Source organism: Staphylococcus nepalensis, assembly GCF_014635045.1.
GTDB lineage: Bacteria > Bacillota > Bacilli > Staphylococcales > Staphylococcaceae > Staphylococcus > Staphylococcus nepalensis.
Window position 1 is genome coordinate 329,996 of the sequence record NZ_BMCF01000002.1, and the last position, 15,357, is coordinate 345,352.

Genomic DNA, 15,357 nt, shown 5'->3' on the forward strand with positions numbered 1-15,357 from the left:
TAACACCTAAACCGTTAAATGATATTTTAACAAAATCTGTTTTTTAATCAGTTCAAATTTTTTATTTTAACTTGTTAAAGGAACAATACTTGTTAATATTAATGCAAGTACTACGGCCACTAACATTATTACAATAATAACTCTTAATACTTTGTTGTTATTCAAAGTTTATTCCTCCAAATCTTATATAAGCATTTCACTTTTTCAAATTAAATCATTCTCTTGATTACAATAATACATCACTTTCACTGCATTATTATATCATAATACGCGTTATACGTATAAACATATTAGTTTTTCTTAACTTTGTATTTATGTAAACTAATATAAGTAATCACGATGTAGAAAAGGGGATTTAATAATGATAAATAAACAACGTCTTTTAGATACGTTTTTAGAATTAGTGAAAATCGACTCAGAAAGCGGTAATGAGCAACCAATTCAAAGCTATCTCAAAGCTATCTTAGAAATGTATAATATAGAAATGGTTGAAGATAACGCAAGTAGTGAGACTGATTTAGGGGCAAATAATTTAATATGTACATTAAAAGCTACGCCCAATTTAGCCTCTCTCGACAAAATATATTTTACAAGCCATATGGACACCGTAGTGCCTGGTCAAAGCGTCAATCCAACAGTGAAAGACGATGGATACATATATTCGGATGGATCCACCATATTAGGTGCAGACGATAAAGCAGGATTAGCTGCAATTTTAGAATTTATTCGCGTTCTTTCTGAAAAGAATATACCTCATGGCCAAATACAATTTATTTTAACTGTAGGCGAAGAAATTGGTTTAAAAGGTGCTAAATTTCTCGATCAATCATTACTAGATTCAGATTACGGTTACGCAATAGATGCAAGCGTACCTGTAGGCACAACTGTTATCGGTGCACCGACTCAAATGAAAATAAATACAACAATATATGGTAAAACCGCGCATGCAAGCACGCCTACTAAAGGGATAAGTGCTATCAACATTGCTGCTAAAGCTGTTAGCGAAATGAATTTAGGCCAAATTGATACTTATACTACGGCGAATATTGGTCGCTTTGAAGGAGGTTCAGCAACCAATATAGTAGCTGATAAAGTAACTCTGAACGCAGAAGCACGTTCCCATTCAGAAGAAAGTATCATCAAGCAAGTCAATCACATGAAATCTGTATTCGAAACGATAGCTAAGAAATACGATGGCCATGCAGAAGTAGATATAACGAAAAGTTATCCTGGGTTTAAATTGTCTGATGACTCAAAAGTAACTACTGTGGCAAAAGCTAGTGCCTCTTCTCTAGGATTAGAAGCCAATACTGTTATCGCAGGCGGAGGGTCAGATGGTAATATAATAAACGAACTTGGTATACCAACTGTTATTTTAGGTGTGGGCTATGAAAATATTCATACAACAGAAGAAAGAATCTCGGTTCAATCTTTAAACTTACTGGCCGAACAACTTTTAAGTATTAATCATGTATTAAATTTGCAGACTATAAACTGATTAAGTGAATACTTAGTTACCTTTGTGATACAATATACTAGAAAACTTTAATAAGAGAGGTTAGTTAAATGACACAACAAATTGGTGTAGTAGGTTTAGCCGTAATGGGTAAAAACCTTGCTTGGAATATTGAATCACGTGGATATAGCGTTTCAGTTTTTAACCGTTCTTCTGAAAAAACAGACGAAATGGTCAAAGAATCTGAAGGAAAAAATATACATCCAACATATTCAATGGAAGAATTCGTAAATTCTTTAGAAAAACCCCGTAAGATTTTATTAATGGTAAAAGCAGGCGCTGCTACTGATGCAACGATTGATACATTGTTACCGTTATTAGATGATGATGATATCTTAATCGATGGTGGTAATACAAATTATCAAGATACAATTAGACGTAATAAAGCACTTGCTGAAAGTGGCGTTAATTTCATTGGTATGGGTGTATCTGGCGGTGAAGTTGGTGCATTAACAGGACCTTCACTTATGCCTGGTGGACAAAAAGACGCATTTGATAAAGTCAGTCATATCTTAGAAGCAATTTCAGCAAAAGCAAAAGACGGCGCACCATGTGTAGCTTATATTGGACCTAATGGCGCTGGTCATTATGTTAAAATGGTTCATAATGGCATAGAATACGCTGATATGCAATTAATTGCTGAAAGTTATGCAATGATGAAAGATTTACTAGGTATGTCTCACGAAGATATAGCGCAAACATTTAAAGATTGGAATGCTGGTGAATTATCAAGTTACTTAATTGAGATTACTGGTGACATTTTCAATAAATTAGATGATGAAACTGATGGACCTTTAGTTGAACAAATCTTAGATACTGCTGGTCAAAAAGGTACAGGTAAATGGACATCTATCAACGCATTAGAATTAGGTATTCCATTGACTATTATTACTGAATCTGTATTTGCTCGTTTTATCTCTTCAATTAAAGAAGAACGTATAAATGCTTCAAAACAATTAAATGGCCCAAATGCTAAATTTGAAGGAAACAAAGAAGCATTTCTAGAAAAAATTCGCAAAGCGCTTTACATGAGTAAAATATGTTCTTATGCACAAGGTTTTGCTCAAATGAGAAAAGCAAGTGAAGACAACGAATGGGAACTTCAACTTGGTGAATTAGCTATGATTTGGCGCGAAGGTTGCATTATCCGTGCACAATTTTTACAAAAAATAAAAGAAGCATATGATAATGATAAAGATTTACAAAATTTATTATTAGATCCTTATTTCAAAGATATTGTAACGAATTATCAAGATGCTTTACGTGATGTAGTAGCAACAGGTGTACAAAATGGCGTCCCTACGCCAGGTTTCTCTGCAAGCATTAACTATTATGATAGTTACCGTTCAGAAAACTTACCTGCTAACTTAATCCAAGCACAACGTGATTATTTTGGTGCGCATACTTATGAACGTAAAGATCGTTCTGGCATATTCCATACACAATGGATTGAAGACTAGATTACGTATATAATTGACGATTTAAGCAAAGCATAGCGCTTGGGATATAAATACCCATGTTCAAAATAAGAGGGCCAACCCGTAATATCGGGTTGGCTCTCTTTATATTTAAAACCTTATGTTTTTAAATATAATATGGCTCAATTCTCATTAACAATGTAAATGTCAATCTTAACTCCTATGAATGATAGAATACGATTTGTAAACAAAATGAAAATAGAATATATTTTTTAACATATTACTTGTTATCAATAACAATAAATATACAACTTTACCTCCAACACAATACAGGTTAGTAACATTGATTTTTATGCAAACGATTGCATATATCTTTTGACTTTTATTTACTTATTCATTACGCTAATCATGCAACTAAATAATAATTTAGCCCTCAGTAGCAGAGATGAAGAAGTTAAATATATGATTTTTCATCATTCAGTGGACGAATTTATTTTATTATATCCTATAGAACTTGATAAAAGCACTAATTTATTAAAATTACATAAAGCACCTTATGCAGTAATGGGTAAATCTTTAGATGATAATGATGACTTCTGAATCATTAACTAACTACCTTATACAACAAAATCATACGCGTTTATTGTTTTTAGCTGAAAAAGATAAATATCAAGTTGTTAAAGATATAATCTGCGGTTTGCAAAACATATTTCAATTTAATGAAGTTACAGCGATATTAAATTGATTGATATAGATATAGGGCGAATAAAAACTATTTGAATACCTTAATATCAATACATAAATTGCCAACTGGTATAATTATATCTGGTACTATGTTAAATCATCTTCTACTTAGTATTTAAACATTAAAATTACAGATGATATACATACTAATACTATTAGCAAATATTATATAACAAGATTTGCGACATCTCCTTAAATAACGGTAGAGATATTTTCAAAATCTTTGAGAGAACGTGCTAGATTAAAATTAGTAGCATTGATTAAAAATCCAAAAATAAAGAAACAAAATATTGAAATAGTTACGAAAATTAATAAACTTAAATCCATACATATAAAGGAGCATCTATATGATTAAACAATGGTGGAAAGAAGCTGTTGCTTACCAAGTTTATCCACGAAGTTTTAAAGATACAAATAATGATGGTATTGGTGATTTAACAGGTGTTATAGAAAAATTAGATTATCTTTATGATTTAGGCATTGATGTGATTTGGCTTAGTCCAATGTATAAATCCCCTAATGATGACAATGGTTATGATATTAGTGATTATAAAGATATTATGGATGAATTTGGAACGATGTCAGATTTCAACCAACTGTTAGAAGCAGTGCACCAAAGAGACATGAAATTAATTTTAGATTTAGTAGTTAATCATACGTCAGATGAACATCCATGGTTTATAGAATCAAAATCTAGTATAGATAATCCTAAAAGAGACTGGTATATATGGAAAGATCCAAAACCAGATGGCTCTGAACCAAATAATTGGGAAAGTATATTTAATGGTTCTACATGGGAGTTTGATGAACATACTGGTCAATATTATTTTCATTTATTTAGTAAAAAACAACCAGACTTAAATTGGGCAAATGACGAAGTAAGAAATGCAATTTTTAATATGATGAACTGGTGGTTTGAAAAAGGCATCGATGGTTTTAGAATAGACGCTATTACTCATATTAAGAAAACATTTGAAGCAGGTGATTTAAATGTGCCTGAAGGTAAAACTTATGCACCAGCATTTGAAGTTGATATGAACCAGCCGGGCATTCAAACTTGGCTACAAGAGATGAAAGCTAAGTCGTTGAGTAAATACGATATTATGACTGTAGGAGAAGCAAATGGTGTGAGCCCTGATGATGCTGAGCTATGGGTTGGTGAACAAATCGGAAAATTTAATATGATCTTTCAATTTGAACATTTAGGTTTATGGAATTCTGGCGATATCAAATTTGACGTAAATGCTTATAAAAAAGTGCTGAATCATTGGCAGAAAAAACTTGAAAATGTTGGATGGAACGCATTATTTATAGAAAACCATGACCAACCTCGTCGTGTATCAACTTGGGGAGACGATACATATTATTGGTTTGAGTCAGCTACAAGTCATGCTATTGTTTACTTTTTACAACAAGGGACACCGTTTATCTATCAGGGGCAAGAAATCGGTATGACAAATTACCCATTTAAAGATATTGAGACCTTTAATGACGTAGCCGTAGTAAACGAATATAAAATCGTCAAAAAGCAAGGTGGAGATGTTACAAAACTATTAGATAAACACAAGGTGGAAAATAGGGATAATTCACGTACACCGATGCAATGGGACGATTCTGATTTTGCAGGGTTCTCCCAAGTAGAACCTTGGTTCCCAGTCAATCCAAACTATAAAACAATTAATGTTGCACAACAACAAGATGACCCAGATTCAATTTTAAACTTTTATAAGTCATTAATTAACTTGAAAAAATCTCATGACATTTTTACTTACGGTATATTTAATTTAGTAGATCCAGACAACAGTCAAATATTTGCTTATACAAGAGAATTGGGTAACCAAATGGTTTTGGTAGTTGGTAATTTAACAGATAAAAAAGCAACACTTAATTATCCAATCAATTTCAAACAAGAAAATATATTATTACACAATTATAAGCATAGCTTCCCAGATGTTGAAAACATTCAACCATACGAATCGTTTGTTATTAGAATATAAGTGAATTTAGTGAATTTGCTCAATAAACAAATTAAAAAACGGACAGATCATAAAAAATAAAACGCATCTTCATTTTATTAGAAGAAAAAATTTCTAATTTTGGATCTGAATACTTATCTTAGTATTATAGTTCAAGCTGCAGTATCTCACTCGTAATATCCTACTTAAGCAATCAGTATGTTAAAAACCACAATGATTTCAATGTAAACAAAAAAAGACAAGAGCTAGGGCTCTTGTCTCAAACTGTCGACAAAGTCTCCAATTTTGTTGGCAGTTTTTTTGTACGCTTTTCATGGACACTGATTTAGCCTGTAGTATTCAGCTAGCGCTCTTCTCTCAGGAGTCGGCCAAACCTCTGCCGGTATGATACAAAAATATTATAATATATAAATTAAAGAGTGGTAGTGTTTATTATTTTATTTAAATGCTTAATAATCTAATTTATTATATTGTTCTTGATCGACAGGCATCCATAATTGGACTTTCGTGAAAGGGTTGTCGAAAGAAATATCAAATGGGTATATTTCAACATACAGACTATTATGCTCATAAGGTAAAGTCATTTGGAGACTCGTTTCAATATAATACCAAGCTTCATTAATGACATAGTCTATTTCACCCTGTAAGTTGAATTTAGCATATTGTCTTTCAGGTAAAAATCGATCTTCTAAATGTGCAGGATAACGTTCACTAGGAACACCTACAAATATTTCCATGCCTTGATCAAGTGGGCAGTTAACCACAAATAGTTCATATGGACTGACATCATTATATCGTTGTAATTCTTTAATTTTACCTTCAACCAATAAATCTTCTAAGAAATCAGGTACTTTATAAGGGTTATCTATTTCCTCTGAATCTAAAAATTTAGCATAACCTACTAATGAAATACCTGGCGTATCTTCCAAACGATACGTATAGGGTGCACGTTCAGTAGTAGTAAGTTTAATATAAAGCCTTGGTTGCATTTTTAATTCGTCTCGTTTTGTATTGACTTGAATAGGAGAAACGCCATGAAAGTCACTAAAATCATTGGCAAAATCATTAGTATCTTTGTAGTTGTACTTTTTTGCGACATCCACCAAGCGCGTTGAACCGCTTAAAATATCTTTGGCTGCTAAAGTTAATCTTCTTGATCTAGCATATTCTGTTGGTGACTGGCCCACAATCATTTTAAATGATTGGTCAATATGGAACGGTGAAAGACCAACGTAATCACTCAATGCTTGCAAATATAGAGGCTCTAGCAAATGATCTTCAATATACACAATTGCCTGTTGAATTTGCTTGATAACGTCCAAAACTTTCACTCCTAATTTAGTTAAATACAAGTATATATTTAACTTTGTTTCTATACATAATGTTATGAATAATTGATGATTAATACTATTTTACATCATTTTTGTTCTACTGACATCTCAAAAATATTAAATAGGATAAAATGTAAACAAGTTAAAAATTACTTATGTATGATTCAATCAATAGTCTAAATCATAACACAAACGAGGTATAAGAAAAAAGCAACAACACAAGCTATATTTCAAACTTGTATTATTGCAATATTTAAAAACTATAAATTAGTGTATATCGTCCCACCAATGGAAACCATCTCTACTTAAAAGTAATTCACTAGCTAATGGGCCGTTTGTCCCAGCAGTGTAGTTAGGGAATTCTGGTTCACTTTGATTCCATTCTTCTTGAATCGCATCAACAAATTTCCAAGTTGATTTTAATTCTTCCCAATGCGTAAAGTTCGTCGCATCACCATTTAAACAATCAAATAATAAATTTTCATAAGCATCTACCGTGTTCATTTTATCTTGTGCGCTCATCGCATATGATAATTGAACTGGCTCAGTTTCGATACCTTGAACATTTTTTTTGGCGTTTAAATGAAGTGAAACGCCTTCGTTAGGTTGAATATTAATTACTAATAAATTGGAATCTAATTTTTTATCTGTTTTGTAATATAGATTCATTGGTACTTCTTTAAATTCTACAACGACTTGAATGGTCTTACTCTTCATGCGTTTACCAGTTCTAATATAGAATGGCACACCAGCCCATCTAAAGTTATCGATTGTTAATTTACCGGAAACAAAGGTTGGTGTAGTAGAATCTTCAGCTACGCGATCTTCGTCTCTATAACGCTTAACCTTTTGACCTTCAATGATACCTTCATCGTATTGTCCACGAACAAAGTTTTGACGGACTTCATCAGGTTGTAATTTACGTAGTGATTTCAAAGCTTTTACCTTTTCTGCTCTGATATCTTCACTTTTCAGACTGATGGGTGCTTCCATTGCTAGTAGGGCGACCATTTGTAACATATGGTTTTGTACCATATCTTTCAATGCACCACTAGACTCATAGTAACCGCCTCTATCTTCAACACCTAAAACCTCAGATGAAGTAACTTGGATATTTGAAATATATTTGTTATTCCATAACGGTTCAAACATCGCATTAGCAAAACGTAATACTTCAATATTTTGTACCATGTCTTTGCCTAGATAGTGATCAATACGATAAATTTCTTCTTCTTTAAACGAATGACGCAATTGTTCATTTAATTCTTCAGCAGATTCTAAATCTGAACCAAACGGTTTTTCAATGACTAAACGTTTGAAACCACTTGTATCTGTTAAGCCAGAAGATTTTAAATAATCTGATATAACACCAAAGAAATTAGGCGCCATAGCTAAATAAAATAATCTATTGCCTTGTAATTGGAACTCATGATCTAATTTATTACTAAACTCTAATAACGATTGATAACTTGCTTCATCACTTACGTCATGCTTGTGATAAAATACGTGCTCCATAAACTTATCTAGATGCTTAGTGTCTTTGACATGTTCTTGAATTGACGACTTCACTTGACTACGGAAATCATCATTTGATAAGTCTCTTCTACCAATTCCAACAATCGCAATATGTTCATTCAAATTTTCTTGCTGATATAAATGGAATAGCGATGGAAATAATTTTCTGTGACTAAGATCACCAGTTGCTCCAAAAATAGTTATTAAGCATGGGATATCTTTATTTCTAGTATTCAAGATCAAAACCTCAATTCTTTATTAAATCTGTATTTATTATAGACCAATCTACTGCTATGTTCCCACAATTTTGCTTGTGTTATCATATTTTATTATATTTTTCGTTCTTTTATATGATAAAATATGAAGCAGAAGAGGAGGCATATGCATGGAAATTACGTTTTTTGGGACAAGTGCTGGTCTACCAACTAAAGACAGAAATACGCAGGCAATTGCTTTAAATTTAGAGCCTTATTGTAATAGTATTTGGCTTTTTGATGTCGGTGAAGGGACACAACATCAAATACTGCATCACTCAATTAAATTAGGGAAAGTAGATCACATTTTTATTACGCATATGCACGGAGACCATATTTTTGGATTGCCTGGTTTATTAACAAGTCGCTCTTTCCAGGGCGGAGAAGGTAAACCACTTACAATTATTGGGCCTAAAGGTATAAAGTCGTATGTAGAAACTACACTTAATTTATCAGAATCTAAGTTAAATTATCCTGTTACATATATCGAGATAGAAGAACAACTATCTTACCAACACAACGGTTTTAATGTTGAAGCGTATATGCTAAACCATGGCATACCATCATTTGGATACAGAGTAGAAGTGCCCTATAAATCTGGTAAAATTAATGTTGAAGCACTTAAAAAAATTGGTTTAGAACCTGGACCTAAATATCAAGATGTTAAAAATAATGAAACATTCGAATACAAAGGAACAATATATAATTCCAACGACTTTAAAGATGATGCTACAAAAGGGCCAGTTGTAGCGATATTTGGTGATACAATGCCATGTAAAAACGAATTGCTTATCGCACGCGATGCGACAGTAATGGTACACGAAAGCACATATATAGAGGGTGACAAAACATTGGCTAATAGTTATCATCACAGCCATATTGATGACGTTTTTGAATTAATCAGAGAAGCTCAAGTAGACTATAGTTTGATTACGCATATCAGTAATCGTTATACCAAAGAAGAAGTTAATGAAATTAGTAAAAGATTAAAATCTTTAGATGATACACCGCCATTTAATTTTGTTAGTGATTTTGATTCATGGCAGTTTTGAAAATAGGATTGAGAAATAAATAATATTTCAATCTCGAATATCATAGTAGCACTAGGTAACTGGAATGCAAATGTAAAGTCTATTTCCATTAAAAAAGCGGGGCAGAAAGTCTGGTTTTTAATCAGATTTCCTGTCCCGTTTCCGTGTAACAAACATAAATGAATCTCAAAGTTAATATGCTTTAGTTTTAAAAATCAATAGTTTTTTATTGCAATTTAAATTACAATTATGCTTAATCATTATCTTGGTTTGATAATTCAATACTTCTATTAACTGCAGCACGTAGACAATCTTCAAAAATACCTTCAATGTCGTGCTCTGCTAACGCATTAAGTCCTGATTGAGTCGTTCCACCTTTAGAAGTAATATTCTTTCTTAACTGTTCCATACTTAATTCTGAACGTTCAATCATTTTACTTGTACCTATAATTAAATTACGAATGGATTCTTCTACTTGGGATTTTTCTAGGCCCAAACGCGTACCAGCAGTAACGTATTGTTCAAATACATGATATAAAAAGGCTGGCCCACTACCTGTAATGGCTGTAACTTGATGCAAATTATCTTCTGAAACTTCAATAGCAGAGCCAAACGCATTTATTAAATCATCAACTTCTTCTTTAGATTTAGCTCCGAAATTATTTGAGAAACTAATACCGGTTACGGAATGTCCTACTTGAGCGTTAGTATTTGGCATAGTACGTGCGATAGGATTGCTTGTTTCTAATTTATCTTTAATATAACTAATCGGTAACCCAGCCATGATTGAAATAAATTTATTTTTTTCGTTGATATGAGGTTTAATTCGCTCAGCTAAACTATCAAAATCATACGGTTTAGTGCCTAAAAACACATAATCAGCATCTTTTAATAAAGCGGCGTCGTCATAACTATAATTAACGCCTAATTCGTCTGCATATGCTTTTAATGCTACTTCATTAGATCGATTGGTTAAATAAATTTTATCGGAATCAATTACTTTAGAGTTAACAATTCCTGTAAATATTGCATGTGCCATATTACCAGCACCATAAAATACGAGTTTCATGTAAAGACTTCACTTCCCCTTTGTTTTTTATGTTTCCATACTAACATAGTTTTAAAATATGGCTAATAATTTTAAAAAATGCATGACAAAATGCAATTCAATACATATACTAGTACTAAGTTCAAAAAGGTAGGGATTTCATTATGATTGGTAAACATTATGTTTTAACAGGTGGCACAAGCGGGTTAGGTCAATCTATTTTACAGTCACTACTTCATAAAAGCGTGTATGTAACAGTGCTTGCAAGAAACCCAGAGAAATTAAATTACATTAAAGCGCAATACGACACAAATCACTTAACTATAATCAAATGTGATTTACAATCTCAAGCACAAATTTTAGATTTAGATATGCATTTTAAACATACAAAAATTGATGGTTTCATCTATAGTTCCGGACTAGGTTATTTTAAATCAATAGAAAACCATACAGTAACTGAAATGCAAGAAACCTATAATTTAAATGTGGTCCATTTTAATATTTTATTAAAAGTGTTACAACCTTATCTATCTAAAAATCCTTCTATTGTTGGTATTGGTAGCCAATCTGCTTTTTTAACACAAGGCTATGCAGCGCATTATGGCGGAAGTAAAGCGGCCTTGAATCAAGTGTTAAACGCATTACGCATAGAAAAACCAAATTATCATGTCATGACTGTCAACACTGGCCCAATAGCAACACCGTTCCATGATAAAGCAGACCCAACCTTAAAGTTTGCTCAAAAATATAAAAAAATGATGCTTAATCCTGATGTATTAGCAGACCAAATTATTAATAGTATCATAAACAAAAAGATAGAACTCAACGAACCCAAATGGATGCATATCATGCTAAAGTTTTATCAATTACTACCTCGTTTTATTGAAAAAAACTTTGTGTCATTGTTTAAAAACAAAGCTTAACCTTTTTACACAATGTCTAAATGATAAATCCAATATATCAAATAATTTTTTATTATTAAGCTAGAGTTCTATAACTTTTATACTCTTTTTAGTTTAAAAAAGTTTAAAGCAAATAGTTATATCCAAATAACATAAGGCGTATTACTTCGGATAATTCAGGTAAATGGGATAGTCAAAAATGGTATCTATGAAAGTTGTGCTATTTTAGCTAACAATTGAATTGTATTCTAAAAAGGAGATAGGCGTTTTTAAGTTTGAGTCTACTGCTGCTGACAAAAGATGAACTTAAACTATTTATTTCTAATAACGCTATTTTTACAAAATAAAAAAACGTCAAGTTCCTTATAACTTGGAACCTAACGTTTTTGACTAAATGAAAAAAGAATTAATTTAAGTGCTGTGTATAGTTTAAATCTTTAACACGATCTTGGGCTGCTTTTAATTTTTCTAGGCTTATATCTTTCGAATGTAGGTAGTTGTTTACATTTTCGTCTAGCTGTTCTGGGCTACTTGCACCAACGATAATAGAACCTAAAGCATCGTGTGAGGTTAAATAATTAAAGGTAAGCGCAGTTAAATTACTTTCTATTTCTTTAATTGAAGCAATTGTTTCTCCTAGTTCTTGATACGTATAATCAAAAATACCTTCGCTAAATTTTGAATCTAACACACTATTACTTTTTGCTGTTAATAGGCCTTTAAATACTGGCCCACGAGCTAAGACTTTTACTTTTTTAGCATGCACATCATCTAATAATGGCTCTGGTCTGTTATCAATTAAATTAAATTGAGACATAAGTGTTTCGATGTCGCTGTGTTTTAAATAATAATCAATCACGTTAGGTCTAATTGACGAGATACCGTAAGCTCGTATGATGCCTTCCTTTTTTAATTCGTCAAAGGCGCTAATCGTTTCATCCAAAGGATCACCGATTGTTCCGCCATGCAATTGATATAAATCTAAGTGGTCTAAACCTAATCGTTGTAGCGAACCTTTAACTGCTTCTTTAATATAAGATTTAGAAGGATCCCATGTTGTAGAGCCATCATCTTTCAAACGATTACCCACTTTCGTTCCAATTACAATATCGTCTCTGTTTTGATATTTTTTTAAAGCTTCTCCTACTATAGCTTCGTTTACACCTTTATCATACATATCAGCTGTATCAAAATACGTGATACCATGTTCTATTGCACGTTCTATGATAGGTTCTGCTTGCTTTTTATCAGTGCCGAGACTCATACAACCTAAACCTAACTCTGAAATTTCAATGCCACTTTTTAAAACATTTTTTTGCATGTTGTTTCTCCTTTCGATACACTTAAATAATAGGGCGTAGACATAATAAAGTAAGATGAACATTTTCATTATTAACTATCTATACATAGCTAAAAAACAAATAAATCATTTAACGCATTGATTTGTTAAATCGCTAACCCCTTAATTACTAATGTGTTTATCTTAACAATATCTTAAACCAATTAAAAGGACTGTGATTATTTATGAACTTATTTGAAAAAACAATACATAGAGCTTCCATTTATAAAGGCGCGATCATCGATTTGGAAGTCCACGATGTTGAACTACCCGACGGTCAAAATTCTAAACGTGAGCTGATATATCACAATGGCGCTGTTGCTGTTTGTGCTATCACGCCAGATGATAAGATTATATTAGTCAAACAATTTCGAAAAGCATGTGAAAAACCACTTTTAGAAATCCCAGCTGGTAAATTAGAAAAAGGGGAAGAGAGAGAAGCTGCAGCAAAACGTGAGCTCCAAGAAGAGACCGGTTATATTGCTGAAGAATTAGAACTTATTTCAGAAATGTATGGTTCTCCAGGTTTCTCAAATGAAAAAATATCTATATATTTAGCTAAAGATTTAAAAAATGGCGAAATGCATTTAGATGAGGATGAATTTTTAGAATTAGAATACTATCATATGAGTGAGATACAAACAATGCTAGATAATAAAGTATTTGAAGATGCAAAAACCATTATCGCGTTACAATATATTTTACTTAATTATAATCATTATAAATAAGAGGCGAGAATACTTGCGCTTTTTATCAATTATTGGTATTTTATATATATAAATCATAACTAAATTAAAATGATTATAATTATTAGTAGGGGAGTGAGGCTTCCGTGGAAGAACGTTTAAATCGCGTGAAGCAGCAATTACAGCAATCATCTTATAAATTGACTCCACAACGCGAGGCAACTTTGAGAGTTTTAATTGAAAATGAAAAAGATCATTTAAGTGCTGAAGATGTTTATTTAAAGGTCAAGGATAAGGCGCCAGAAATTGGACTTGCAACGGTTTATCGTACACTAGAATTATTAGCAGAACTCAAAGTAGTTGATAAAATAAATTTTGGCGATGGCGTAGCTCGTTTTGACTTAAGAAAAGAAGGTGCAAAACATTTCCACCATCATCTAGTTTGTATGGAATGTGGGAAAGTAGAAGAAATCGAAGAAGATTTGTTACCTCGTGTGGAGGAAAGAGTCGAAAATGAGTTTAATTTTAAAATATTAGACCATCGTTTAACGTTTCATGGTGTATGCGCTTCATGCCAAGCTAAAGGAAAATAAATCGAAAATGACTATTTCAGAAATAGAGGTAGTATAGTGAATAATATGATAGATGAATATTTAAAATTTATACAACTTGAAAAAGGATTAAGTGTAAATACAATAGGCGCATATCGCCGCGATTTAAAGAAATATGCTGAATTTATAGAATCACGCAAAATCAGCCATATAGATTTTGTAGATAGACAATTAATTCAAGAATGCTTGGGACACCTTCATGATGAAGGTGCCTCTTCGAAATCATTAGCTCGATTTATTTCAACCATACGAAGCTTTCATCAATTTGCTTTAAGAGAAAAATACGCTGCCAAAGATCCAACTGTATTAATTGAAACACCTAAATATGATCGTAAATTACCAGACGTATTAGAAGTCGAGGAAGTACTTAGATTATTAGAAACACCTAATTTATCTAAAAATAACGGTTATAGAGATAGAACAATGCTAGAATTGCTTTATGCTACAGGTATGCGCGTTTCTGAACTTATCCAAATTGAATTAGAAGATATTAATTTAATTATGGGGTTCATACGTGTATTTGGTAAGGGGAATAAAGAACGTATTGTACCATTAGGCGATACAGTTATTGAATTTTTAAATACTTATCTTGAAACAGTTCGACCTCAACTTTTAAAAAACACTGTAACTAATGCACTATTTTTAAATATGCATGGAAAACCTTTATCAAGACAGGCTATATGGAAAATGATTAAACAAAATGGTATTAAAGCAAATATTTTGAAAACTTTAACACCTCATACTTTAAGACATTCATTTGCAACACACCTGCTGGAAAACGGAGCAGATTTACGTGCAGTTCAAGAAATGTTAGGGCATTCTGACATTTCAACTACGCAATTGTATACACATGTGTCTAAATCACAAATTCGTAAAATGTATAACGAATTTCATCCACGAGCATAAACACAGACCAGTTTATTCGGTTGAATAACTAGTCTGTGTTTTTTAACATAGTATATGTGGAAAATATAACTTCAATAAAA

The 15,357-nt window shown here is 32.1% G+C and carries 15 protein-coding genes; 10 read left to right on the top strand and 5 right to left on the bottom strand.

From position 1 onward, the window contains the following. Positions 1 to 66: 66 nt before the first annotated feature. Positions 67 to 165: a stressosome-associated protein Prli42 gene (gene prli42, locus IEU88_RS04690; RefSeq protein ID WP_157772540.1), complete on the bottom strand. Its 99-nt coding sequence runs from the start codon at positions 163 to 165 to the stop codon at positions 67 to 69. A gap of 196 nt (positions 166 to 361) precedes the next feature. Between prli42 and IEU88_RS04695 the strand changes: the two genes are divergently transcribed. From IEU88_RS04695 to IEU88_RS04715, 5 genes are all read left to right on the top strand, one after another. Further along, a complete protein-coding gene (locus IEU88_RS04695; protein WP_103373659.1) occupies positions 362 to 1,498 on the top strand; it encodes a M20/M25/M40 family metallo-hydrolase in 1,137 nt (378 codons plus the stop codon). A gap of 68 nt (positions 1,499 to 1,566) precedes the next feature. Continuing rightward, on the top strand, positions 1,567 to 2,976 hold the full coding sequence (gene gnd, locus IEU88_RS04700) for an NADP-dependent phosphogluconate dehydrogenase (protein WP_096809590.1): 1,410 nt from the start codon (positions 1,567 to 1,569) through the stop codon (positions 2,974 to 2,976). Between the two features lie 420 nt (positions 2,977 to 3,396). Continuing rightward, entirely contained in the window at positions 3,397 to 3,534 is a 138-nt protein-coding gene (locus tag IEU88_RS04705; protein WP_157772541.1) for a hypothetical protein, read from the top strand. Beyond that, positions 3,521 to 3,679: a hypothetical protein gene (locus tag IEU88_RS04710; protein WP_157774139.1), complete on the top strand. Its 159-nt coding sequence runs from the start codon at positions 3,521 to 3,523 to the stop codon at positions 3,677 to 3,679. Before IEU88_RS04705 ends, IEU88_RS04710 begins: the two co-directional genes overlap by 14 nt. Before the next feature lie 346 nt (positions 3,680 to 4,025). Then, positions 4,026 to 5,675 (top strand): glycoside hydrolase family 13 protein, encoded by a 1,650-nt coding sequence (locus IEU88_RS04715; RefSeq protein ID WP_103373660.1) that lies wholly within the window; start codon positions 4,026 to 4,028, stop codon positions 5,673 to 5,675. A gap of 428 nt (positions 5,676 to 6,103) precedes the next feature. Here IEU88_RS04715 and IEU88_RS04720 read toward each other — a convergent pair whose 3' ends face one another. Together IEU88_RS04720 and zwf are read right to left on the bottom strand one after the other, a co-directional pair. After that, on the bottom strand, positions 6,104 to 6,976 hold the full coding sequence (locus IEU88_RS04720) for an AraC family transcriptional regulator (protein ID WP_096809595.1): 873 nt from the start codon (positions 6,974 to 6,976) through the stop codon (positions 6,104 to 6,106). A 276-nt stretch (positions 6,977 to 7,252) separates the two neighbouring features. Then, the gene (gene zwf, locus IEU88_RS04725) at positions 7,253 to 8,737 is read right to left on the bottom strand and encodes a glucose-6-phosphate dehydrogenase (RefSeq protein ID WP_096809597.1); all 1,485 of its coding nucleotides are present in this window, start codon (positions 8,735 to 8,737) and stop codon (positions 7,253 to 7,255) included. Between the two features lie 148 nt (positions 8,738 to 8,885). Between zwf and rnz the strand changes: the two genes are divergently transcribed. After that, positions 8,886 to 9,806, top strand: coding sequence for a ribonuclease Z (gene rnz / locus IEU88_RS04730; RefSeq protein WP_103373530.1), 921 nt, complete (start codon positions 8,886 to 8,888; stop codon positions 9,804 to 9,806). Between the two features lie 232 nt (positions 9,807 to 10,038). Here rnz and proC read toward each other — a convergent pair whose 3' ends face one another. Beyond that, positions 10,039 to 10,854 (bottom strand): pyrroline-5-carboxylate reductase, encoded by an 816-nt coding sequence (proC, locus tag IEU88_RS04735; protein ID WP_096809603.1) that lies wholly within the window; start codon positions 10,852 to 10,854, stop codon positions 10,039 to 10,041. 143 nt (positions 10,855 to 10,997) lie between these two features. On the opposite strand from proC, the gene IEU88_RS04740 reads away from it, so the two are divergent. Then, positions 10,998 to 11,756, top strand: a complete 759-nt coding sequence (locus IEU88_RS04740; protein WP_096809605.1) for an SDR family NAD(P)-dependent oxidoreductase — start codon at positions 10,998 to 11,000, stop codon at positions 11,754 to 11,756. A gap of 385 nt (positions 11,757 to 12,141) precedes the next feature. Here the strand turns inward: IEU88_RS04740 and IEU88_RS04745 are convergent, their stop codons facing one another. Beyond that, a complete protein-coding gene (locus tag IEU88_RS04745; protein ID WP_096809607.1) occupies positions 12,142 to 13,056 on the bottom strand; it encodes an aldo/keto reductase in 915 nt (304 codons plus the stop codon). Positions 13,057 to 13,259: 203 nt separating this feature from the next. Between IEU88_RS04745 and IEU88_RS04750 the strand changes: the two genes are divergently transcribed. The 3 genes from IEU88_RS04750 (at position 13,260) to xerD (ending at position 15,277) form a co-directional block, all read left to right on the top strand. Further along, positions 13,260 to 13,802 (top strand): NUDIX hydrolase, encoded by a 543-nt coding sequence (locus tag IEU88_RS04750; protein WP_103373529.1) that lies wholly within the window; start codon positions 13,260 to 13,262, stop codon positions 13,800 to 13,802. A 104-nt stretch (positions 13,803 to 13,906) separates the two neighbouring features. Further along, positions 13,907 to 14,353: a ferric iron uptake transcriptional regulator gene (gene fur, locus IEU88_RS04755; protein WP_096809611.1), complete on the top strand. Its 447-nt coding sequence runs from the start codon at positions 13,907 to 13,909 to the stop codon at positions 14,351 to 14,353. 45 nt (positions 14,354 to 14,398) lie between these two features. After that, a complete protein-coding gene (xerD, locus tag IEU88_RS04760; protein ID WP_242692936.1) occupies positions 14,399 to 15,277 on the top strand; it encodes a site-specific tyrosine recombinase XerD in 879 nt (292 codons plus the stop codon). Positions 15,278 to 15,357: the final 80 nt, after the last annotated feature.